Below are 22,336 nucleotides of genomic sequence, written 5' to 3'. Positions count from 1 at the left end.
AATGAAAAGGCAAGTATATACCTTATTTATAGCCACTGCGCTGGCAACACTGGCAACAGGCTGTTACAAGCAGCTGCTGCCCGATGAAAAGGAGCACTTCAGTAACAACGCCAACTTCGACGGTGATACCTACCAGGCCAATTTTGGACGTACAAATGTGTTCTACGGAAAATTCAACGCAGACAATTCCACACAGCCGCTCACTTTTGAGATGAAAAATATTGCCCGGCCAGATGGAACGCCTGCTACGGAGTTGCTGGAAGAAGTGAATACCTGGCAGTGGAAAGAATACTACAGTGGAACCGAGAAAACCGTAGCGGAAATTGAAGCCAAACGTTTCCAGGTAAAAAGACCGGCGCTTGATATGCGCTCCACTTCCGGCGATCTTGTTTTCTGGGCTACCGACAGTTCCAAAATAAAACAGGGCGTTTATACCTTCGATATCCTGGTGAAGAACAAGGGAGGGCAGAAAACTTTCCAGAAAAGAAAGCTGGATCTCCGCCGCCCGCGCCCCTATGAGCCTTATGAATTTGATGATATCACCGGGCTTCAGAAAAAAGAATCCAACGGTAACCTGGTATATAATCATCCTACGCTCATTGGTGTGCAGGACATGCAGAATAACGCCATCAACAATGATCAGGTGAATGTATACTTTGTTAAAAGAGGCGCCGCAAAAAATACGCTCACTTTTAAGTTTTTTGATAAGGATTCCTTACCTATTAAAATGTCGAATTTTAATGTCACTAAATGGGATAGCCTGAGATATTATAGCAACACTATTGGTACGAACGTGTTTTTTGGTTTTAACCGGAAGTTTTCACAAGACAGCGCTACCGTTACCTGGGATGTTACCAGTCCTTACCCCGTGCTGGCGGATGTGGGTATCAATGAAAAGGCCGGCATCTTTTTCTCCTATGAGCGTGTTTCCTATGGTACCCGCCGCCAGGCAGGTATTGGCTATGAATTCGCCGTATTTGAACCAGGCAGCTGGGATGTCATCTTCAAGTTTAAAGTGAATCCCAAGTTTATCAACGATTAAACCGGTAACTGTATTCTGAAACATTAAAACATGAGTGCCATGAAAAAACGGTACATATATACGCTGGTAGTTTTCTTCCTGTTACTGGCAGGAGCCGGCAACACGGCATCTGCCCAACAGACTGTTACCGTTAAGGGACGGGTTACAGATGCCGCTTCTAAAGAGGGAATCCCCGGCGTAACGATCATCGATATAAAAAATAATAAAGGCCTGGGTGTTACGGATCCCACGGGGCATTTCACCATTACGGTAGATCCTGAAAAATCCATCCAGTTCCGCTACATCGGGTATCGCCTGGAAACGGTTAAAGTGGGAAAGGTAACCACGCTGAATGTTACCATGAACCCTGAAAATAAATCACTGAAGGAAACAGTGATCATCGGTTACCAGAAACGTACCAAGGAAACCTCTTCCGGTTCTGCAGGCGTAATTGACGGAAAAGCGCTGCAGGATGTTCCGGTATCCAATATCCAGGAACTTTTGCAGGGTAAAATTGCGGGCCTCAATATCCAGAATAACTCCGGCGCCCCGGGTTTTCGTGGTACCATGTCCGTTAGAGGGGTTTCCCAGCTGGATGTGAGCGGAAGTGGTGATAATGCTTATCTCACCAGTAACAACCCGCTGCTGGTTATTGATAACGTACCTGTAGACTTTGACGGTGGTATTTCACAATCGATGCTGCAGCCCGGCGCGGCCACCGGCCCGCTGGCGTTAATTCCGCCGGAAGACGTAGAGTCTATCGTAGTAATGAAAGACGCGCAGGCTACCGCCCTGTATGGCTCCCGCGGCGCTAATGGCGTAATTGTGGTAACTACCAAACGCGGTAACTCGCCTACACCCATCATTGACATCAACAGCAGTTTGTTTGTGAACCTGCCGCCGGCTTTGCGGCCTACCATTGGTGGTAACGCGGAGCGCAGGTACCGTATCAGCTCTATCATGAAAAACGCCAGGGATTTACAACAGGCCCGTTTTCTACTGGGGGATCCTAATTCCCAGTTCCTGACAGACAGCCTGAATGCGTTTTATAATAATTCCACCGACTGGCAGGGGTTATTTTACCAGACCACTTTGAATACCAATAATAACGTCCAGATCAGTGGTGGTAACCTGAAGATGAACTATAAGGCCAACTTCGCCTACCAGATGAACCAGGGCGTGTTGAAGAATACGGGCTTTAATAAATACAGCCTGAACATGCAGCTGAATATGCAGCCCAGCCAGAAACTGCGTATCGGCGCACAGTTGTTCAGCGCGCTGGGCCAGAAACAGCGGGGTAATGGCGGCGGTTTAACCAACAACGGCGCCGGAAATTCCTTTACCTCCTCCCTGATGCCCGGCCCTTCTACCTTTGTTGGCAACCCCCAACTGAGCGGATACGAGAATAACATAGATGATAACAATACCCTCAATATCCGCGGGTTCGTGGATGTGGATTATGAGATCATCAAAGGATTGCGCATTAACTCCACTACTTCTTACGATTATTATACAGATACCAGGGACCGGTTTAATCAATCATTTTCTAATAACAACCAAACCGGCTTATACGGCTTTGTGGGCCGGCACGATGAACTGAACACCAGGAATGGCGTGAACTACAGCTACAGCAGCCGGCCTTCCGACCAGGAGAAGGGGCATAATATATACGCCAGTGTATTCAGCGAAGTGAATATCAAGTCGGACGATCAGCATGTGAAGGATATACGTAACGGCCCGAACGATTATTACTGGGGCCCGCGTGGTTATTCCCCGCGTTTCTATCCCGGTAACCCCTGGAACAATGCCAGTGAAATAAACGTGAACGGTACCCCGGTATCCTATGTATATCACGCCGCTTCATGGGCAGGGTTCCTGTCTTATAACTACCGTACCAAGTATGTACTGGACCTGGCTTACCGGTTGGATGGCAATTCATCGGCAGGTATCAATAACCCCTATACGAAAAACCCATCCGTTGGTGTGCGCTGGAACTTCAACAAGGAGAACCTGATGCGCCGCTGGAACTGGCTGGATTACGGATCGGTACGTGTAACCTATGGCGTTAACAGTCGCCCTACCGCTACCATTCTCAATTCACTGGGCGCCTATGAAAGTGTGAAAAGCTATAATAACGCTATTTCCATTAATCCTAACTATGGCGTGCTGGCTAATCCGTATATGGAGCCGGAAAAATCATCGCAGTTTAACTTCGGGGTAGACCTGGGGCTGCTGAGAGGACGGGTGGAAATTATTTATGACACCTATTACAAGAACAACTACAACCTGGTACGCGATATCCCGTTGCCTAATTCTACCGGCTATGGCAAAATGCAGGTAAATGGCGGGGCTATTGTGAACTACGGGCATGAATTGTCTATCACCACACGCCCTATTATGAACCGCGATCCTAAAGGGTTCCAGTGGATCTTCTCCATCAACGGCGCTTACAACAAAGGCGTGCTTACGGAATTGCCCGGTGGTTCGCAGCTCTTCATCAATGTAGACCAGAATACTTACCAGAGCATTGCACTGAAAGTGGGAAGAAATCCACAAAGCAACTATATGTACCAGACAGACGGCGTTTATGCCAATACGTCTGATGTGCCGGTTGATCCTATCAGGGGTGTGCGTTACAAAGCGTTTAAAGGCCCCGGTACCCAGTATTTCCAGGCAGGGGATCCTATCTGGAGGGATCTGAACGGCGACTACGCTTTGGATGGAGCCGACTATGTGATCATGGGTAACCCTGAGCCTATGTTCACCGGTGGGTTGAACAATACGCTGAGCTACCGGAACCTGTCGCTCAATATCAACTGCACCTTCCTGGCTGATCGCAGCATTCTGAATAATGCCATTGCTGCGAGGATTTATCGCCTACAATATGCTGAGCTGTTATCAAAGCCAAGTGGTACCGCCGCTGGTCCGATTAACTTGTATGATATCAGCCAGATCGACTACTGGAAAAATCCCGGCGATAAAGCGTCGCATCCTGCCATCGTAGGGTCCTTTGACCACGATGCGCTGGTAGCGCCCAACAGGCTGGATCAGAGCCTTTGGATGGAAGATGGCTCTTATTTCAAGATCAACCAGATCACACTGGCCTACCAGTTCCGTGATTTTGATTTTATGAAGAAGTTAAAACTACGGGTACTGCGTGCTTATCTCACCGCTTACAACGTAGCCATCTTCTCAAAATATACAGGGCCAAATCCTGAAACCGTGACTTCGCTGGGAAGGGATGATATCAATGGGTATCCCAATGCTACCAGCCTGACATTCGGTATCGGTGCTCAATTTTAATGATACTTAAATTATTTTCAGATGAAATACTGGTTTAGAATAGGAATGCTTTTCTGCTTGCTGCTGGGAGCCGGTTCCTGTAAGAAATTCCTGGAAGTAAAACCGCTGGATACCCTTTCCGGGAAAGATTTCTGGAAAACGAAAGGCGATGCGCAGAAAGCCATCAACGGCGCTTATGCAAAGCTGTTGCAGAAATTTACCAACGGCGTTGTATATAATGTGGGCGATTTCAGGCCCGGTAACTGGAACTGGTTTGATAAGAACGGGTTCCGTAACCTGGCCGCCAACCGCCTGCTGCAGGCTGGTGGCGATGGCATTGAAGATATTCCCGACTGGGGATTATTTTACCAGGCCATTGCTACTGCCAATCTTTGTATAGACAGGATACCCGGTATTGAAGATCCGGCCTTCAGCTCAAAAGAGAAGAAAGCCCTGGTGGCAGAAGCCCGGTTTATACGCGCTTTCATTTACTTCTATATGACGCGCCTGTACGGAGATGTGCCTTTGCAAACAGACCCGTATGATATTACACTGAAGCCCCGCGAAAAAATGCTGACCGTACTGGATTTTTGCCTGAAAGATCTTGCAGCATGTAAAGATGATATGGTGACCTCTTACGAGGACCCTACCAATAGGGCGGTGCGCGGCACCAAAGGTGCAGCACTGGCGCTGATGGCGCATATCAATATGTGGTGCGCAGGCTTTGATAACGCCAATCAGCAAAAATACTGGAGCCAGACGGCAGACCTCATCAAAGAGCTGATGGACCTGCATGAATACAAACTCCTGCCTTATACCAAAGAAACCTTCCAGGCTATTTTCAAGGGCCGTTCAGAAGAAGGCATCTTTGAGCTGTCGCTCGATGCCAACTATGGCGGCGCCTTCCACTATCTCATCTGCCAGTGGACATTACATGATCCTATTATCCGCGACGGATTGAACGGCAATAGTGAGATTACGCCGATGGTAAGGCATCTTGACAGGATCTATCCGCGGGGTGAATCCGATAAGAGGATGGACCTCTGGTTTGATGATCCTTATGCACAGAAGGGAGAAAAGAAACCGATGTTCCTGAAATTCTCTGCCATCACCAATCCCATCACCAGGGACTATGATGCCAACTTCATCCTGTTCCGTTATGCAGATGTGATCCTGCTGAGGGCGGAAGCGCTGGCTAACCTGGGCAACAGGAATGCAGAAGCCATTGAGATGCTCAACCTGGTGCGCAACCGCGCAGGCGCAAAAGTATATGCCGGCGGTGGCGGCGATCCGCTGAAGGAAGCTATTTTCTTTGAAAGGGAAAAAGAACTGATGGGGGAAGGGCACCTGTGGTACGATCTGATACGCACCGGCAGGATTGGCAACAGGAACCTGACAGAGAACCCGCTTACACCGGATCTGATGGAGAAAGGAGCGTGGACCTGGCCAATTGCAACATCTGCAGTGAACAACAATCCGCTGATCACCAGGAACCAATACTGGATACAATAACTGTTAAAAATATTGACTATGCGAAAGCTATTGCCCATAGCCGGCGTTCTATTGATGGCAGCACTGTTGTTATCTGCCTGTAAAAAAGATTATTATATCGACAGCGGTCTTGCTGATCCGCATTATAAAGGCACCATTTACGATTACCTGGTACAAAACACCGACCTCTTTGATACCGTGGCATACGTGGTGGAAAAAGCCGGGCTGAAAGAAATGCTGCAGAACGATTCCGTTACATTCTTCACACCAACTGATCAGAGTATTGTAGCTGCTATCAATGACCTGAACAGCTACCGGTACACGATGGTGGAAGACAGCGTGCAGCTGGCTGATATTCCCGCTAAAGTATGGAAGAAATTCCTGATGATGTATATGATGAAAGGAAAGTACACAGCCAATAAATTTGCACGTATTGATCCTGTAAACGTATATGCTTACCCGGGCATTAATTACGTCATGAGCAGCGGTTATATCCTCAACATCGGGTTGATTTACCAGAATTACAACGGGGTAGAGGCAGTAGGTGCAAGGGTAATGCAGCTGACGGATATCACCTATGACCCTGTGACCTTTGCCAACAACCCAAAGGTACTGGTGATGACATCAGATATACAGCCAACAAACGGAGTGCTGCATGTGCTGAGTTTCCGGCACGACTTCGGTTTCCGCCGGGGAGAATTTGTGAGGATAGCAGAACAGGAACTGCAGAATCAATAATCCATTAACGCATTCAGTATGAAAAAATATACGTTCTTAATAATACTCCTGGCAGCGTTAGGCGCCTGTACCAAAGATAAGATCAGTTCAAAAGGGGAAGACCCTTATAAAGAACAGGTGCAGCCGGCCATTTATATCAACAAGAATGGTATCAGTCCAGACCGTGCCCGTGTAGGTGAGGAGGTGACGGTGAGCGGGAAAGGCTTCCTTAAAAACAAAGACAAACTGGCCATTCTTTTTAACGGGGTAAGTGCGCCTATACTGGAGCTTACCGATACCACCGCCCGCGTAAAAGTGCCTGCCCAGGCGGCTACCGGTAATGTGGCTGCGCAGGTGGACCAGCAGTATTTCTTCGGGCCTTTTTTCCGGGTAACAGGTACCTTCCAGATGGATACCCTTTTCCCAAGTAAAGTGGCCGCTAATGGAGCCATCGCGGATATTATTCCTGTGGAAGACGGGAAATACCTGGTGGTAGGTGATTTTACCGATTTCGATAACTCCGGTAAGGAAGGAAAACTTAACCGCGTAGCCAGGATTAATCACGATGGTAAAGTAGATGGCAGTTTTGGCCCCGACAAGAAAAACGGTACCAATACCTTTGTATTAACCGCTAAGGCGCTGCCCGGGCCCGATCGCAAATACCTGGTGGCGGGCGCTTTTAATAACTATGAAGGCGTAAATTTTGTAAACAGTATTGCACTGCTGAACAACAATGGTTCGCTGGCAGCAGATAAAATATTCAGTCCTTCCGGTAAGGAAATCATCATTTCCTCCTTAAAAGGGGGTATCTCCGGGCAGGTAAGCAATTTGCATGTGCAGGCCGATGGAAAGATCCTGCTTACCGGTGTTTTCCGTTTTTATGTGCAACCCAATTATAACCTTATTGGCAGCGTAGGGCAGGACTCCGTTCATCTTGACTCCATCCAGATCAACGGGTTGGTGCGTTTAATGCCTGATGGCAGCCTGGATAGCACCTACAACTACGACCTGGCAAAGCACATGGGTAAAGAAGGCCCCAATGGTTATATCAACCGTTCTATCCTTTTGCCTGATGGTAAGCTGCTGATTGCCGGCACCTTTACCAAGTACAACGGGCAGGCGGTGAACCGTATTGCCCGCTTAAATGCCGACGGTTCTCTTGATCCTTCGTTCTCCGCAGGAGCAGGCCCTGATCAGAATATCCTGAACATGACCCGGCAGCCGGATGGAAAGCTCATCATTGTGGGCCGCTTCAATACTTTCGGAGGGCTTAAAATGGCGAATGTAGCCCGGATCTCTGAGAACGGGGTAATAGATCCTTCGTTTAACGTAGGTACAGGCTCCAACGGTTATTTGTTCAATGCACATGTAATGCCGGGCGGCGAAGTGATTGTGAGCGGTATTTTTACGGAGTTCAGCGGGCTGGTTCGTAATAACATGATAGTGCTTACCGACAAAGGTGCGATCCATCCAACGTATAATACCATTGGCGGCGTAACGCTCGATCAGAACGCCAACAGCGGCGGTATTACACAGATCCTGCCTGTAGCAGGAGAGAAGGCGCTGCTGGTAGTAGGCACCTTTACAAGGTTCGACTATCGTGATGCCAACCGTTTTGTAAGAATTACTTATCCTTAAAAACACTATACCCGGTTACAGCCGGTACCTGCGTATATGCGCGGGCGCCGGCTGTAATCATTTCAGCGATACCCTGTTTACCGGTCCGCTGCCTTTGTTGAATTTCTGATGATCAGGGAAGAAGGAATTACCTGTTGCTGTTCCTGCAGCGGGAAGCTGCTGCTTTTCAGCGCTTTGAAAAGCACGGTAGCGGCGGCATGGCCCATGTTGAAGGCCGGCTGTGATACAGTGGTGAGCGACGGTTGCAGGAACCGCGCGGTGCTCAGGTTGGAGAAGCCTATTACCTGTACATCATCCGGAATAACCAGTGATAATTCCTCGCAGGCCAGGTATACCGTAGTGGCCAGTTTTTCGGTAGTGGCAATCAGGCCATCATAACGATTTTGATGTAAAGCGGTTTTCAATAGCTGCCGGTTTTCAGCTGGCTCATTGGAGCAATAAACGATGCTGGTATCAGTAAGCGGAAGCTGATGATCAGTAAGCGCCTGCCGGAAGCCCTCTGCGCGCCTGTTACTGATAGAAAGATGCCGGGAGGCCGATAAGAGGCCGATATTACGGCATCCGCCGGCAATAAGGTGCGCAGTGGCGTTATAAGCGGCATTGGCATCGTCGGTAGTGATCCTGGCAGCGGTGACTTCTTCGCATACCCTGTCGAAAAATACGACCGGGATCTCTTTTACCAGCTGGGCCAGTCCGTGCGAGGCGGCGGCAGTTTCCGTCGTTACGGAAATAAGCACCCCGTCTACCCGGCCGCTCTGGAAATCTTTTAAGATAGCCTGCTCTTTTCCAAAACTTTCATGCGTAAGATAGATAAGCACATGGTAGCCTTTCTCCTGGGCAACAGACTCTATGCCGTTGATGGCTTCTGCAAAAAAACTATCGGCTACTTCAGGGATCACAACAGCAATGGTATGACTCGATTTCTTTCGCAGGCTGCTGGCATAAGGATTGGGCACATAATTCAGTTCCGCGGCGAGCGCCAGCACCCGCTGTTTCGTTTCTTCGCTTATTTCATGACTGTTACTCAGCGCTTTTGAAATGGTAGCAGTAGATAACTGCAATCTTTCCGCAAGCATCCTGATCGTGACGTTTTCCATATACGGCCGTGTTACTTAATCGGTTAAGTAAATAAAGTTATTCTATTATGCGGAAGATTTTTAAAAAGATCGCATATTTAGAGCAGGATATTTTCCTTTATTTCCACGAACTTTTAAAATCTGATGTTATGGATAGCGTTAACGGGCAGCCAAATCCGGCACCACTTACTGCACTGGACCAATGGGAAGATGATTTACTGGAGCGATACCCGGATCCCGCCAATATCAACAAGGAAAAAAGCACTGCCGAATTCCGGAACTATGAAGCGCCTCCCCGTGATACAGTGCGCGAATTTTACCGGTTAAATCATACTTACCAGTCGTATGCATTTGTGAAAGAAAAGGAAAAGGAATTTTTGTCTTTTAATAAAAGGGAGATGTCGGTATGGGATGCCTTTGATTTTCTGAACCAACTGGTAGACGATTCCGACCCGGATACAGACCTGGACCAGTTCCAGCACCTGCTGCAAACATCTGAAGCCATCCGCGCTGATGGTCATCCTGACTGGATGGTGCTCACCGGCTTGTTTCACGACATGGGCAAAGTATTATGCCTTTTTGGTGAGCCGCAATGGGCAGTGGTAGGAGATACCTATCCTGTGGGCTGTGCCTTCTCTGATAAGATCGTTTTCCCGGAATTCTTCAAAAATAACCCGGATATCAACAACCCGGATTATAACACAAAGTATGGCGTGTATGAACCCAACTGCGGTTTGGAAAATGTGCACCTGAGCTGGGGACATGATGAATATATTTACCAGATCATGAAGGATCATTTACCTGAGCCTGCCCTGTATATGCTGCGCTATCACTCTTTTTACCCGCAGCACCGGGAGCACGCTTACGATCACCTGATGAGTGCCCATGATCACGAAATGTTTAAATGGGTGAATCTTTTCAATCCGTATGATCTGTATTCCAAGAGCCCGACTCCGCCGGACTGGAAAAAATTAAGACCCTATTATGAAGACCTGGTAGCGAAATACCTGCCATCCACTTTAAAGTTTTAGACAGTGATACAACGGATTACCGGTAAGGAGGCAGCAAGCTGACATCTTCCCGGTAATCCTTTTTTCTACCTGCCGGAAATTGTTATATTATATCCAGGGATTTCCACCACGTTAAAAAAACTGCTGATCAACCGCTCCACTTATGAGTAATCAACTTGTGTTCAAAGACTACCTGGTTTTTGCATTGTATTTTATCATTGTTGCTGCGTACGGATATTGGATCTATAAAAGAAAGAAGAAGGGAACGGTAACTGCTTCAAAGAATTTTTTCCTGGCAGAAGGATCGCTTACGTGGTGGGCCATAGGCGCCTCCATTATTGCTTCCAACATATCAGCGGAGCAGTTTATAGGAATGAGCGGAGATGGTTTTTTTGTGGGCATCGCGGTATCTGTGTACGAATGGGTGGGCGCCGCCGCGCTGATCATTGTGGCGGTATTCCTGATGCCGGTGTATATCAAAAATAAGATCTACACCATGCCCCAGTTCCTGAAAACGCGCTACAATGAAACCGTAGCGTTGATTATGTCTGTATTCTGGTTGTTTTTATATGTATTTGTTAACCTCACTTCTATTTTGTATCTGGGCGCCCTCGCCATTAACGGGCTACTCGGGGGCGCCTATTTTCATGAAGTAATGGTGGCACTGGCTATCTTCTCTGTAGTAATTACACTGGGAGGGATGAAAGTAATTGGCTATACCGATGTAATACAGGTAGGTGTACTGATCATTGGCGGCCTGGCCACTACCTGGATGGCATTGACCGTAGTAAGCGAGAAATTCGGATTGGGGAAAGATGTGCTGGCGGGATTTAATGTGCTGGTACGGGAAGCGCCCGATCACTTTCATATGATGCTGAAGAAGCCTGCTGCCGGCGCGCCGCAGGACTATGTGAATAAGTACCTGATCCTGCCGGGATTTGGTATGTACATTGCCGGGCAATGGATCAGCAATCTTAATTACTGGGGATGTAACCAATATATTACCCAACGTGCGCTGGGAGCGGATCTGCAAACTGCGCGCACAGGTATTTTATTTGCCGGCTTACTGAAAATACTCATGCCTGTAATCGTAATGCTGCCGGGCATTGTAGCGTATGTATTATACCAGCATGGGCATTTGCCGCAGCTGGAAGGCGGGCAGAAAGATGGCGCCTACGCGGCCATTCTAACCCTGTTGCCAGCCGGTTTAAAAGGACTGGCCATTGCTGCGCTTACCGCTGCTATTGTGGCTTCACTGGCGGGTAAGTCCAACAGCATCTCCACTATATTTACCCTGGACGTTTATAAAAAATATATCAATACCAAAGCCGATGAAAAGCAGCTGGTATGGACCGGCCGGCTCACCATTATTGCAGCTATCGTGATAGGCGTATTATTTACCTGGAACGATGTGCTGGATATTGGCGGCGCCGGTGGTTATACCTTTGTACAGAAGTATTCCAGTTTTATCAGCCCGGGCGTGTTTGCCACTTTTATCCTCGGCATGTTCTGGAAAAGGACCAGCGGCGCTGCCGCCATTGCCGGGATCATTACCGGCTTTGCCGCTTCCCTGTTCTTTAACCAGATTGCCGTAAAGATCTTTGGCCCGGAAACCATCCTGTATTCTGCTTTCCACAATGCGAAAGGAGAGTATGAAATACCTTTCTTTATCAGCCTCGGATGGTCTTTCCTTACCACTGTGCTCGTGATGGTGGCTATCAGCCTGGCAGGGCCGAAAGTAAGCGCCAAAGCTTTTGAGCTGGATTATGAAATGTTTAAACTGAAACCTTCTTCTGTAATTCTAATAGTAACGATCTTATTGTTGTTGTCCGTTATCTATGTGAGGTTCTGGTAACTGGTTTGCTGTTTACTTGTTATTTTTTATCACGGTATTTTCACCACCACTTTGCCTTGTGTTTTCCCGGAAGACACCTGCTGATGCGCTTTGGCAATTTCTTCAAACGCATACACCTGTGAAACATCAGAATGCAGCAGGCCCTGTTCCAGCAATGCGGCAATGGATTTTATATCGTTTCCGTCGGAAGCCACGGATAACCGGTGCGTATATACGTTTTTTGCCGCTGCCTGTTGTTTTTGTTCATCGCTGAAAAATACGAGTAAACTGATCAGGCGCCCGCCGTTTTTTACGGCAGCAAGGGAGCGGTCGAGGTGACCGGGTATGCCCAGGGAATCGAGCACAATGTCTGCATCTTTCACCACCTGTTCAAATGCCTGGCTGTTGTAGTCGATATGCTCATCGGCGCCAAAACCAAGCACGGCTTCTTTTTTAGCCGCAGAGGAAGTGCCAATTACGTAAGCGCCAAAGTGTTTGGCAATTTGTATGGCATAATGACCAACACCACCCGCTGCCGCGTGGATCAGTACTTTATCGCCTTTTTTGATGTGGCCATAGGTAACCAGCGATTGCCATGCTGTAAGAGCGGCCAGGGAAGCGGCCGCCGCAGCTTCGTAGGAAGTGTTGGCAGGCTTCAGCGCCAGGTGGCTTTCCGGAGCGGCTACATATTGTGCATATGCTTTACCATGACCGGGAAAATTCACCATACCAAATACAGCGTCGCCTGGTTTGAACTGTGTTACCTTCCGGCCTACGGCGGTTACTTCTCCCGCAATATCCCAACCGGGAATAATCTCCTCGCCATCTTTCGGTTGCAGAATACTTTTAAGAGCGCCTTCATTGTGGCTTACAAATGCATCCACCGGGTTAATACCTGCTGCATGGTTACGTACCAGTACTTCATAGTCGTTAATAACCGGTTCGGGAATGTTCTTTATCTCCAGGCCCGTTTGCGTTAATACGATTGCTTTCATATTGTTGTTTGTTTTTTGTGATTTGATGAATCAAAATTCCAATAAATTTGCAGGTATACCCTTGTACGGATCAGGGTACATTTTGTACAATCACAGGTTATGGAAGTAGTTAATCTTTATAAGCCGTTTGATATTATGTATGTGGAGGAAGATACCTGCCCTATGGGGCAGCACCGTATCAACTTTTTTGAGCTTGTATATATTGTGAAAGGGACCGGCGCTTTCCATAATAACCAGCATACTTTCCGGTATGAACCGGAAAACCTCTTCCTGCTGATGCCGCAGGATATACAGTATACCCGCATCAAAAGCAGGACCGGCTTCCTGTTTATCCGTTTTAACGGCATCTACCTGGAAGCGCAGCGTACAGGGAATACGTATAGTAACCTGGGCGACTGGGCCAGGAAACTGGAATTCATCTTCCATAATAATTATCATTTTCCCGGCTGCATTCTGCAGAACATGGATGATAAACCCATTGTGCGGGCGCTGGTGAATGCGCTGATGCTGGAATACCCGCGGGAACAATCGCTGCGCAATGAAGTGGTGCAGCAGCTGGTGAATACCATTATCACCATCGTGGCGCGCAATGTATCGCTGCTTGCACCGGAGAAGATCCCGGTAAGCAGTGAGGCTTCCAACGATATTCTCAGTTACATTCACCAGAATATTTATTACCCGGAAAAACTGCGTACTGAGAAACTGGCTGCGCAGTTTAATATCTCCCCCAACTATATCAGTGAATATGTGAAGAAGTTAACGGGAGAAAGCATACAGCGCTACGTGACCAATTACAAGCTGAAACTGGTGGAAACGCGCCTGCAGTACAGCGATATGCGGATGAGCGAAATTGTGGACGAACTGGGCTTTACAGACGAAAGCCATTTGAACAGGACGTTCAAGAAATATAGCGGCATCAATCCTACCGAGTACCGGAAAAAAATATGGGCGGAGAATAATTACCGGCCTGGATTAAGCGGCTGATAATTTTCCCGCTGCTTACATGGCCAGCAATACCGCTACATAATGACAAATAGCCGCTGCCAGTACCAGCAAATGCCAAACGGCATGCGTATAGGTGTATTTATCCCAGATGTAGAAAATAACCCCTATTGTATATAACCCTCCGCCTATGGCCAGCATAACAATTACCGGCAGGGGAAGACTGTCGAAAAACCGGCGCCCGCCAAATACCATGATCCACCCCATCAGCAGGTAAATAATGGTAGATACAATATCATATTTCCCCGTAAACCAGGTTTTGAATAAAACGCCTGCCAGGGTAAGTCCCCATAAAATGGATAACAGCGTAATACCAAAGGCATTATTCATATATACCAGCAGGAAAGGCGTATAGGTGCCTGCTATCAGAAAGTAAATACTGATATGGTCAAATACCAGGAACAGCTTTTTTACTGCCAGCTCCTGCGAGAGATGGTAAATAGTGGAGTTGGTAAACAGCAATATAAAACAGAACGTATAAATACAGGCGCCTACAATGCCCGGCGTATTATTGTGCGTGGCGGCGATACCTGCCAGCATGGGCAATGCGCTTACCCCGAAAATGATTCCCAGCCCGTGTATCAGCCCGTTTACGATCTCCTGTTTACGGCTGTACCCCTTTTCATTCATTACAACTGCCATCCGGTCAATTTTTCTAATGTTAACACCCTCCTGCAAAAATAAGTTAATATTGGCCAGCACCGGGATCGAGTTTATCTATTAAGATATAAAAGAGTTCGTTTTACAGGGGGTAGTTGATTCTCAGCATAAATAACCGTAAGTTAGACCGCCAATATTTTTCTTCAAAGCACTTCATTCCTGTGGATACGAACGAAATAAATGAAGCCACTATTAAAGAGGCGTTGAAACGCGGCGACCGGGAAGCGCTGGGTTTATTGTTCCGCCTGTATTATCCCCGGCTGCTGGGGTATGCGTGCAAATTTGTGACGAAAGAGGCTGCGGAAGATATTGTGCAGGACGTATTTATACAATTACAGCATAAAGGCGACGCCGGCGATATCAGGCAAAGCCTGCAGGGCTACCTTTTCCGTTCCGTTCATAACAGTTGTGTGGATCATTTAAGACACCAGATGGTACACCGCCGCTATGTAGACGCCGCCCTTACCTCTCTTTCCCTGGAAGAAGCAGCCTGGTACGACCCCGAGAAAGGCCGGCAAAGCCTGGTGCTTAGCGCCGGCAACGAGCAGGTGCAGCAGGCCATAGGGCAGCTTCCTCCCAAATGTCGCGCTATACTGGAGCTCCGGTATAAAGATGGCTTAAGGACCAGGGAAATATCCGATATTATGGGAATATCCGCCCGTACGGTAGAAACACAACTCTATAAAGCTATGAAACAACTCCGGTCAAATATTAAAAAGATAAAGATCCTTATCTGGTCGCTCTGCTGATCCGCCTCCCCGGCCGGTCAGATTTTTTTTTATCCACGTACGTAGAATTGATTTACTCATCCGTCTTTATATTATCATGGAAGAACAAGATTTTGATTATAACCTCCTTATTGCATTTATTGAAGGGAAAGCGACTGCCGGTGAAAAAGAGCGGGTACTTGAATGGTTGCATGAGAACGAGCAACATAAACAGCTGTATTTCCAGGTAAAAGACATCCTTGATTATGCAGCTGCTCCCGGCGTCACCGCGGAAGAAACAGACCAGCGCTGGCAGGAGATAGCCGCCAGGTTGGCGCCGGCGCCGGCCAAAGGAAAAATAATATATCCCTGGTACCGGGTGGCTGCCGCAGTGGCAGTATTAATGATATTAACTACGGCTGTACTATACATATGGTTTCCCGCCCGTCCCGCGCTGGTAACCATCACCAATACCGAAGCCACGCCCAGGGCGGTACGGCTGCCGGACAGCAGCGAGGTATGGCTGCTGAACGGGAGTGAACTGAGCTATGCGCCCCGCTGGGAAAAAGAAAGGGAAGTAACCCTGAAAGGAACCGCTTTTTTTGAAGTAAGCAAACATACTGAGTATCCTTTTACCGTGAAAACACAACAGATGAACATCCTGGTACTGGGCACCTCTTTCATTGCCAACAGCAGCGCTACCACCGCCGCTGCAGCGGTAACCGATGGTATGGTAAAAGCCGTACTGCCCGGGAAAGAATGGACGCTGAAACCGGATGAAGGCGTTTTCTTTGAAAACGGGAAAAGCAGTAAGCAACTGGTGCATGGCAGCTATTACCGGATGATGAAAGCAGGCTTCTTCGATTTTAATAATACCAGCATCCGGGAAATTGCGGAAATTTTGCAGGTGGTATATGGCTACCAGGTAACCGTACGGCAACCGGAAGCATTGCAGGAGCGCAGTATGAGCGGGCATATGGCCATCAGCGATGAGGAAAATTTACACAAGGCAATTGAAGTGGTTATGCACGTAACGATCATAAAAAATGGACAACAAATAATTATTCAACCAAAATAGCGATCAGGCGATAAGGAATGAGTCAGGAACAATGAACCTGGAAAAGAAAAACCAAAATTAAAATCAGATAAATCAAATCCCGTTATGAAGAATTTGCTTCCACTTACGTGGGGACTGGCACTGCTATGCCTGGCTACCAACGTGTTTGCCGCAAACGACGGCTTACGGCAGAACTTTGCCGTTAACAGCCATAACAGTAATGCCTATACGCCGCGCGGCAGCGGTTTCTCGCGCGATACCCAGCTAACGCTCAAAGTAGCGCTGGAAGAAATATACAGGGTGAAAGGGATCCTGTTTATTTACAACGACCGGCAGATAGAAGGCATCCATTTTCCCAGCCAGTTACTGAAGCTGGAAGTAAAGCCACTGATCACTGCCATTGATAAAATACTCACCAGCCACCAGTTGCGTTGCAGTAAGCTCAATAACAAACAGTACCTGATAGTGGCTTTATCGGAGAAAGATGCACCCGCGGCGCAACTGGCAGAACAGCCCCGTAAACCCGCCGTGGTTATTTCCGGTAATGTAAGAGATGGTATCGGCAACCCGCTGCCGGGCGTTACCGTAAAGCTCAGTCGCTCCGGCAAAGGCGTTATCACCAATGCCGCCGGGCATTATGCCATTGATGCGGAACCGCTGGATACCCTGGAGTTTTCTTTTATCGGGTATAAAAGACAGGTGCAGCCGGTGCGTAACCGCCTGGAAATGGATATCACCATGGAAGCAGAAGAAGGAGGCCTCAATGAAGTGGTGGTAGTGGGTTATGGTAAACAACGTAAAATAAGCCTTATCGGCGCACAAACAGGAATTAAAATTGAAGAGCTCAAACAACCGGTACGTAACCTCAGCACCTTGCTGGCAGGGCGCCTGGCAGGTATTATTGGCGTGCAGCGCAGCGGTGAGCCGGGTTACGATGATGCGCAGATATGGATCCGCGGGATCTCTACTTTTACCGACAGTCGCCCGCTGGTATTGGTAGACGGCGTGGAACGGCCTTTCTCCAATATTGACCCCGAAGACATTGAAAGTTTTAATATCCTCAAAGATGCCTCCGCTACTGCGGTATATGGAGTGAGAGGCGCCAACGGGGTAATTGTTATCACCACCAAAGGTGGAAAGGCGCAAAAAACGCAGATCAATGCCGATATCAACAAAGGCATTACCCAGTTTACCCGACTGCCTCATTATGCAGATGGCGTAACGTATATGAAAATGGCCAACGAAGCTACCACCACCCGGGGCGGCACTGCCCAGTATTCCGATGAAGCTATCCGCAAAACCGCTACAGGTGAAGATCCTGAGCTGTATCCCAATGTGAACTGGATTGATGAGATCTTCAGGAAGAATGGCAGTAATCAACGCGCCAACCTGAATATGCGCGGTGGCACAGATGTTACCAGCTATTATGTTTCTCTTTCTTATTACGATGAAGTAGGATTGTTTAAAAGAGATGATCTTGCCAAATATAATTCCGATATAAAATTTACCCGCTACAATTTCACCTCCAACCTGAATATGAAGGTGACTAAAACCACCCGCCTCGAATTTGGCGTACAGGGATATATCGGCAATGGTAACTATCCGGGAACAGGAACGGACGCTATCTTCGATGCAGCTATCAAACTGCCGCCCATTGTACATCCTCCCAAATACTCCGATGGCAAGATCGGTGGCCAGCGTACCGGCGATGTTACTAATCCATACGACCTGCTCACCCAAACCGGTTATGCCACCGAATTCCGTAACCAGATCTTTTCAAACATCCGCCTGCGGCAGGATCTGGGCTTCCTCGTGAAAGGGCTTTCCTTTACTTCCATGTTTTCTTTCGACAGCTACAACCTGCATAGAATGGCCCGTACCAAAACGGTGGATAACTGGATTGCCACCGGCAGGGATGCGGACGGTAAGCTGATATTTGAACAAACCCGCATCGGGAGCAATTACCTGTCGTATGCCAGGAGCAATGGCGGTAACCGCCAGTTCTACACGGAAACAGCCCTTAACTACGATAACACCTTTGGAAAGCACCGCGTAGGTGGCTTACTGCTGTATAACCAAAGCGATAAAATTGACGCTTTCAAAGATGATTTCATTGGCTCTATCCCGCGCCGGCAGCGGGGCCTGGCAGGAAGAGGCACTTATTCCTGGAACGATAAATACCTGGCGGAAGTAAACTTCGGCTATAATGGCTCCGAAACATTTTCCCCCAACAGGCGCTATGGATTTTTCCCCTCCGCAGGTTTAGGCTGGGTGGTATCCGGCGAAAACTTCTTTCAATCAGCTACTAATATTATACAGTTCCTCAAGTTCCGCTTCTCCTACGGACTGGTAGGCAACGGTGAAATCCTGGACGGCGATAATATCCGCCGGTTCGCCTATATCCCTATCGTGGCATCTACCACAGGCTATACTTTTGGAAAAGACCGTAACAACACTTTCAACGGATATGATATCGGCGAATACGCCTCTGATGTAACCTGGGAAACGGCAAAGAAAACAAATCTCGGGATGGAGATCACCACTTTTAAGGATAAGCTGAATATCCAGGTGGATGTTTTCAAAGAGAGCAGGAAGAATATTTTCCTTCGCCGCTCTTCCATACCCGCTATGATAGGGCTTCGCAGCAATCCCTATGGTAACCTGGGCAGAACGGAAAATAAAGGCATCGATATCTCAGTAGATTATAATCATAAGATAGGCGCCGTACAACTTAACCTGAAAGGTAATTTCACCTACAACAGGAACAAGGTAATCGATGACGATCTGCCGGCATGGGCCTATCCATATCTCGAAAGAAAAGGACAGAAGATCGGACAGCGCTTTGGCTACATTGCAGAAGGTTTGTTTGCCGATTCCGCAGAGATCCTGAGAAGCCCTGTGCAGAATGGTAACGTACGCCCCGGCGATCTGAAGTTCAAAGACATCAATGGCGATGGCATCATCAATGCATACGACCAGTCGCCCATCGGCTACGGATCTGTTCCTGAAATTGTATACGGTTTTGGTGTAAATGCCGCCTATAAAAATTTCTCCATCGGTTTATTCTTCCAGGGTATTTCCAATGTGGATATCTATGCGTATGGAGAAGGCTTTGTTCCTTTCCAGCAGGGTGGTACCCGCGGTAACCTGATGGATGTGATCACCGACAGGTGGACTCCGGAGAACCCTAACCCACATGCGTTTTATCCTCGCCTGTCGTTTGGCGATGTGAATGATAATTACAAGTCCAGCACCTGGTGGGTGAAAAACGGGCGTTACCTGCGACTGAAAAACGCCGAAATCAGTTACACGCTTCCCGTTTCCTGGCTGAAACGGGTGGGCGTACAACGTTCCCGCATTTACCTGATGGGATATAATCTTCTCACCTTCAGTCCTTTCAAACTATGGGATGTGGAGCTGGGAGAAGGTCGCGGTACCAAGTACCCACAGCTCACTACCTATAACGTAGGCGCATCATTTCAGTTTTAAAGTTAAAATCTAAAGGAATGAAAAAAATAACTGTAAAATATACCTTGCTGGCAGTGATCCTGTTAATAGTGGCCGGCTGTAAAAAAGGGTTCCTCGACCAGGTGCCGGATGACCGTATCACCATTGAAGAAATTTTTTCCAGGAAGAGAACAACCGAAGAATACCTTGCCAATGTATATTCCTATGTAAGGGATGAAAGCAACCAGTGGCAAAGTAATCCATGGACGGGCGCTTCTGATGAGGCAGACATGACCTGGGCCAGGAGCGGCTACAATTCCTACTTTATGAACATCGGCAGCTGGGACCCTACTTCCGGTTTCTTCGACTTCTGGATGGATTATTACAAAGGCATCCGCTCTGCTACCTACTTTATGGAGAATGCAGATAAGTGTAAGGAAATACTCGATCAGCCCGGCGGTGCAGATATTATTAAGCGTTATAAAGCGGAAGCCCGTTTTCTCCGCGCTTATTTTTATTTCGGATTGCTGCGGCAGTATGGTCCCGTGCCATTACTCGGCGAAAGTATACTGGCCCCGGATGTACCGTTTGACCAAACGCAGATTCCCCGCAGCAGCTACGATGACTGTGTGAATTTTATTGCTTCCGAACTGGACCGCGCAGGGCAGGACCTGCCCCTGCAACAGTCCGACGAACTGGAGTACGGCCGTATCACCAGGCCCGTGGCCATGGCTGTAAAGGCAAGAATGCTATTATATGCCGCCAGCCCGCAATTCAACGGCAATGCCGATTATGCCAGCTTCACCAACCAGGATGGTCAGCCGCTGGTGAGCACTACCTATGATGTAAATAAATGGAAAAAAGCTGCAGATGCCGCAAAAGCAGTGATTGACCTCAACCTGTTCCAGTTGTATAAAGTAAATGATGGCAGCGGGGTGTATGATCCGTTTACTTCCTGCCGGGATGCGGTCATGTCGCCCTGGAATAAAGAGGTGATCTTTGCAAGGGCCGGTAATGGCGTGGATCAGTGGGAGGTGCATTGCTCCCCGCGTTTTGCCGGTGGCTGGAGCGGCGTTGGCGCCACCCAGCAAATGGTGGACGCCTTTTTTATGGAGAATGGAAAGGCCATTGATGAAACAGGGTCGGGGTATGTGCCTTCCGGTTTTTCCACTACGGATACCCGTTACACCACTGCCGGTACTTACAACATGTATGTAGGAAGGGAGCCGAGGTTCTATGTGTGTATTACCTATAACGGTATGACCTGGTTTAACAGGAGTGAAGGAGAGAAGAAAGTAGAATTATTTAATACCGGCAACACCGGTAAAAGAGGCACCTACGACTACTCCCGCACCGGTTACCTGGTACGCAAAAACTATCATCCTGATACCTATCCCCGTCTGAGCCGTTATGTATACCGCCCGTTTGTACTGTTCAGGCTTGCGGAGATGTATCTCAATTATGCAGAAGCATTGAATGAATCCCAGCCAGGCAATGCAGACATCCTGAAATATGTGAATGCCATCCGTGAGCGTGCAGGCATTCCCGCCTTACCTGGCGGCTTACCGCAGGCAGACATGAGAGAGCGCATCCGCAGGGAACGCCGGGTGGAACTGGCGTTTGAATGCCACCGTTATTTTGATACCCGCCGCTGGAAAATTGCAGAACAAACAGATGGAGGCCCTTTCTACGGAATGGATGTAGATGCCGGCACCAGTTTAACCGACCTTTCTTTTTATAAGAAAACAGTGTTTGAAACAAGGGTATTCCAGAAGAAACATTACCTGTTCCCGATCCCTCAGTCGGAGATAGACCGGAATAAGAAACTTGTGCAAAATCCCGGCTGGTGAGGCGCCTCTGATCGCCTTCGGCGATGGAAATTGTCTTGGAACAGGATTATGATGATTTTACTGATTTATTGGATTGGAATTTTTTGATTAAAAAAGATTTGGGGAGATGAAAGCGGATATTTGCGCTTTCATCTCCCCAAATCCTTTAAAAAATCCAAAGAATAAAAATCAGGCTAATCAGTAAAATCATCATAATCCTGTTCCAAGACAATTTCCGTATCGCCGAAGGCGATCCTCCGCTAAAAGATTGGCTTTAACCCTTTCGCCTTCCAGTAGTTGATGATGGGTTGGTAGGGGCCGAATTTGTGCTGCGCTACCGAAAAGGTGTCAGCGAAGGGGCCGTGGTCATAATCGATGGCCTTTTCAGCGATATGCGGATAGTCGAAGCTTTTGGGATTGGGCCGGGAGTGGATCCTGTCATTGTTTACAAATGCAGCGATGTCCATTGCTTCCTTATCGGAGAGGAAGGGTTTGCCTGGTGATACTTTATCATAAGGCATATTGTTTTTCAGCCACTCTGCCTGTTTGATAACACGGTGCATGCTGGAG

The 22,336-nt window shown here is 48.0% G+C and carries 16 protein-coding genes; 12 read left to right on the top strand and 4 right to left on the bottom strand.

The features are described 5' to 3' along the window. Window position 1: 1 nt before the first annotated feature. From VIM72_RS23205 to VIM72_RS23185, 5 genes are read left to right on the top strand one after another with little or no spacing between them, the layout of a single operon-like run. Window positions 2–1,042: a DUF5007 domain-containing protein gene (locus VIM72_RS23205; protein WP_332005203.1), complete on the top strand. Its 1,041-nt coding sequence runs from the start codon at window positions 2–4 to the stop codon at window positions 1,040–1,042. Window positions 1,043–1,081: 39 nt separating this feature from the next. Further along, entirely contained in the window at window positions 1,082–4,324 is a 3,243-nt protein-coding gene (locus VIM72_RS23200; RefSeq protein ID WP_332005202.1) for a SusC/RagA family TonB-linked outer membrane protein, read from the top strand. Between the two features lie 21 nt (window positions 4,325–4,345). Further along, window positions 4,346–5,815, top strand: a complete 1,470-nt coding sequence (locus VIM72_RS23195) for a RagB/SusD family nutrient uptake outer membrane protein (protein WP_332005201.1) — start codon at window positions 4,346–4,348, stop codon at window positions 5,813–5,815. Window positions 5,816–5,833: 18 nt separating this feature from the next. Then, complete coding sequence (locus VIM72_RS23190; protein WP_332005200.1) at window positions 5,834–6,532, top strand: fasciclin domain-containing protein; 699 nt, start codon at window positions 5,834–5,836, stop codon at window positions 6,530–6,532. Between the two features lie 18 nt (window positions 6,533–6,550). Continuing rightward, on the top strand, window positions 6,551–8,149 hold the full coding sequence (locus VIM72_RS23185; RefSeq protein ID WP_332005199.1) for an IPT/TIG domain-containing protein: 1,599 nt from the start codon (window positions 6,551–6,553) through the stop codon (window positions 8,147–8,149). Between the two features lie 77 nt (window positions 8,150–8,226). On the opposite strand, the gene VIM72_RS23180 is transcribed toward VIM72_RS23185, so the two are convergent. Beyond that, window positions 8,227–9,246, bottom strand: a complete 1,020-nt coding sequence (locus VIM72_RS23180) for a LacI family DNA-binding transcriptional regulator (protein ID WP_332005198.1) — start codon at window positions 9,244–9,246, stop codon at window positions 8,227–8,229. Window positions 9,247–9,374: 128 nt separating this feature from the next. Here VIM72_RS23180 and VIM72_RS23175 point away from each other — a divergent pair, with 128 nt between their 5' ends. Next, window positions 9,375–10,256, top strand: a complete 882-nt coding sequence (locus VIM72_RS23175; RefSeq protein ID WP_332005197.1) for an inositol oxygenase family protein — start codon at window positions 9,375–9,377, stop codon at window positions 10,254–10,256. Between the two features lie 142 nt (window positions 10,257–10,398). Continuing rightward, window positions 10,399–12,090 (top strand): sodium:solute symporter family transporter, encoded by a 1,692-nt coding sequence (locus VIM72_RS23170; protein ID WP_332005196.1) that lies wholly within the window; start codon window positions 10,399–10,401, stop codon window positions 12,088–12,090. 29 nt (window positions 12,091–12,119) lie between these two features. Here the strand turns inward: VIM72_RS23170 and VIM72_RS23165 are convergent, their stop codons facing one another. Continuing rightward, window positions 12,120–13,064, bottom strand: coding sequence for an NADP-dependent oxidoreductase (locus tag VIM72_RS23165; protein ID WP_332005195.1), 945 nt, complete (start codon window positions 13,062–13,064; stop codon window positions 12,120–12,122). Window positions 13,065–13,163: 99 nt separating this feature from the next. Between VIM72_RS23165 and VIM72_RS23160 the strand changes: the two genes are divergently transcribed. Further along, complete coding sequence (locus VIM72_RS23160) at window positions 13,164–14,048, top strand: AraC family transcriptional regulator (protein ID WP_332005194.1); 885 nt, start codon at window positions 13,164–13,166, stop codon at window positions 14,046–14,048. Window positions 14,049–14,063: 15 nt separating this feature from the next. Here the strand turns inward: VIM72_RS23160 and trhA are convergent, their stop codons facing one another. Beyond that, window positions 14,064–14,708, bottom strand: a complete 645-nt coding sequence (gene trhA / locus VIM72_RS23155; protein ID WP_332005193.1) for a PAQR family membrane homeostasis protein TrhA — start codon at window positions 14,706–14,708, stop codon at window positions 14,064–14,066. A gap of 179 nt (window positions 14,709–14,887) precedes the next feature. Between trhA and VIM72_RS23150 the strand changes: the two genes are divergently transcribed. The 4 genes from VIM72_RS23150 to VIM72_RS23135 all read left to right on the top strand — a co-directional run bounded on the left by VIM72_RS23150 (window position 14,888) and on the right by VIM72_RS23135 (window position 21,787). Continuing rightward, window positions 14,888–15,475, top strand: coding sequence for an RNA polymerase sigma-70 factor (locus VIM72_RS23150; protein WP_332005192.1), 588 nt, complete (start codon window positions 14,888–14,890; stop codon window positions 15,473–15,475). Between the two features lie 76 nt (window positions 15,476–15,551). Next, the gene (locus tag VIM72_RS23145; protein ID WP_332005191.1) at window positions 15,552–16,511 is read left to right on the top strand and encodes a FecR family protein; all 960 of its coding nucleotides are present in this window, start codon (window positions 15,552–15,554) and stop codon (window positions 16,509–16,511) included. A gap of 84 nt (window positions 16,512–16,595) precedes the next feature. Further along, the gene (locus tag VIM72_RS23140; protein WP_332005190.1) at window positions 16,596–19,979 is read left to right on the top strand and encodes a TonB-dependent receptor; all 3,384 of its coding nucleotides are present in this window, start codon (window positions 16,596–16,598) and stop codon (window positions 19,977–19,979) included. Window positions 19,980–19,996: 17 nt separating this feature from the next. Continuing rightward, complete coding sequence (locus VIM72_RS23135; protein WP_332005189.1) at window positions 19,997–21,787, top strand: RagB/SusD family nutrient uptake outer membrane protein; 1,791 nt, start codon at window positions 19,997–19,999, stop codon at window positions 21,785–21,787. A 239-nt stretch (window positions 21,788–22,026) separates the two neighbouring features. Here the strand turns inward: VIM72_RS23135 and VIM72_RS23130 are convergent. Next, a partial coding sequence (locus VIM72_RS23130) for a c-type cytochrome (RefSeq protein ID WP_414649003.1) occupies window positions 22,027–22,336 on the bottom strand: 310 nt, incomplete at its 5' end.

It is taken from the genome of Chitinophaga sp. (assembly GCF_036569185.1).
In the GTDB taxonomy this organism is placed as follows: Bacteria; Bacteroidota; Bacteroidia; order Chitinophagales; family Chitinophagaceae; genus Chitinophaga.
Note: the sequence above shows the minus strand (reverse complement) of the source record. Positions and strands in the feature narration are given on the sequence as shown.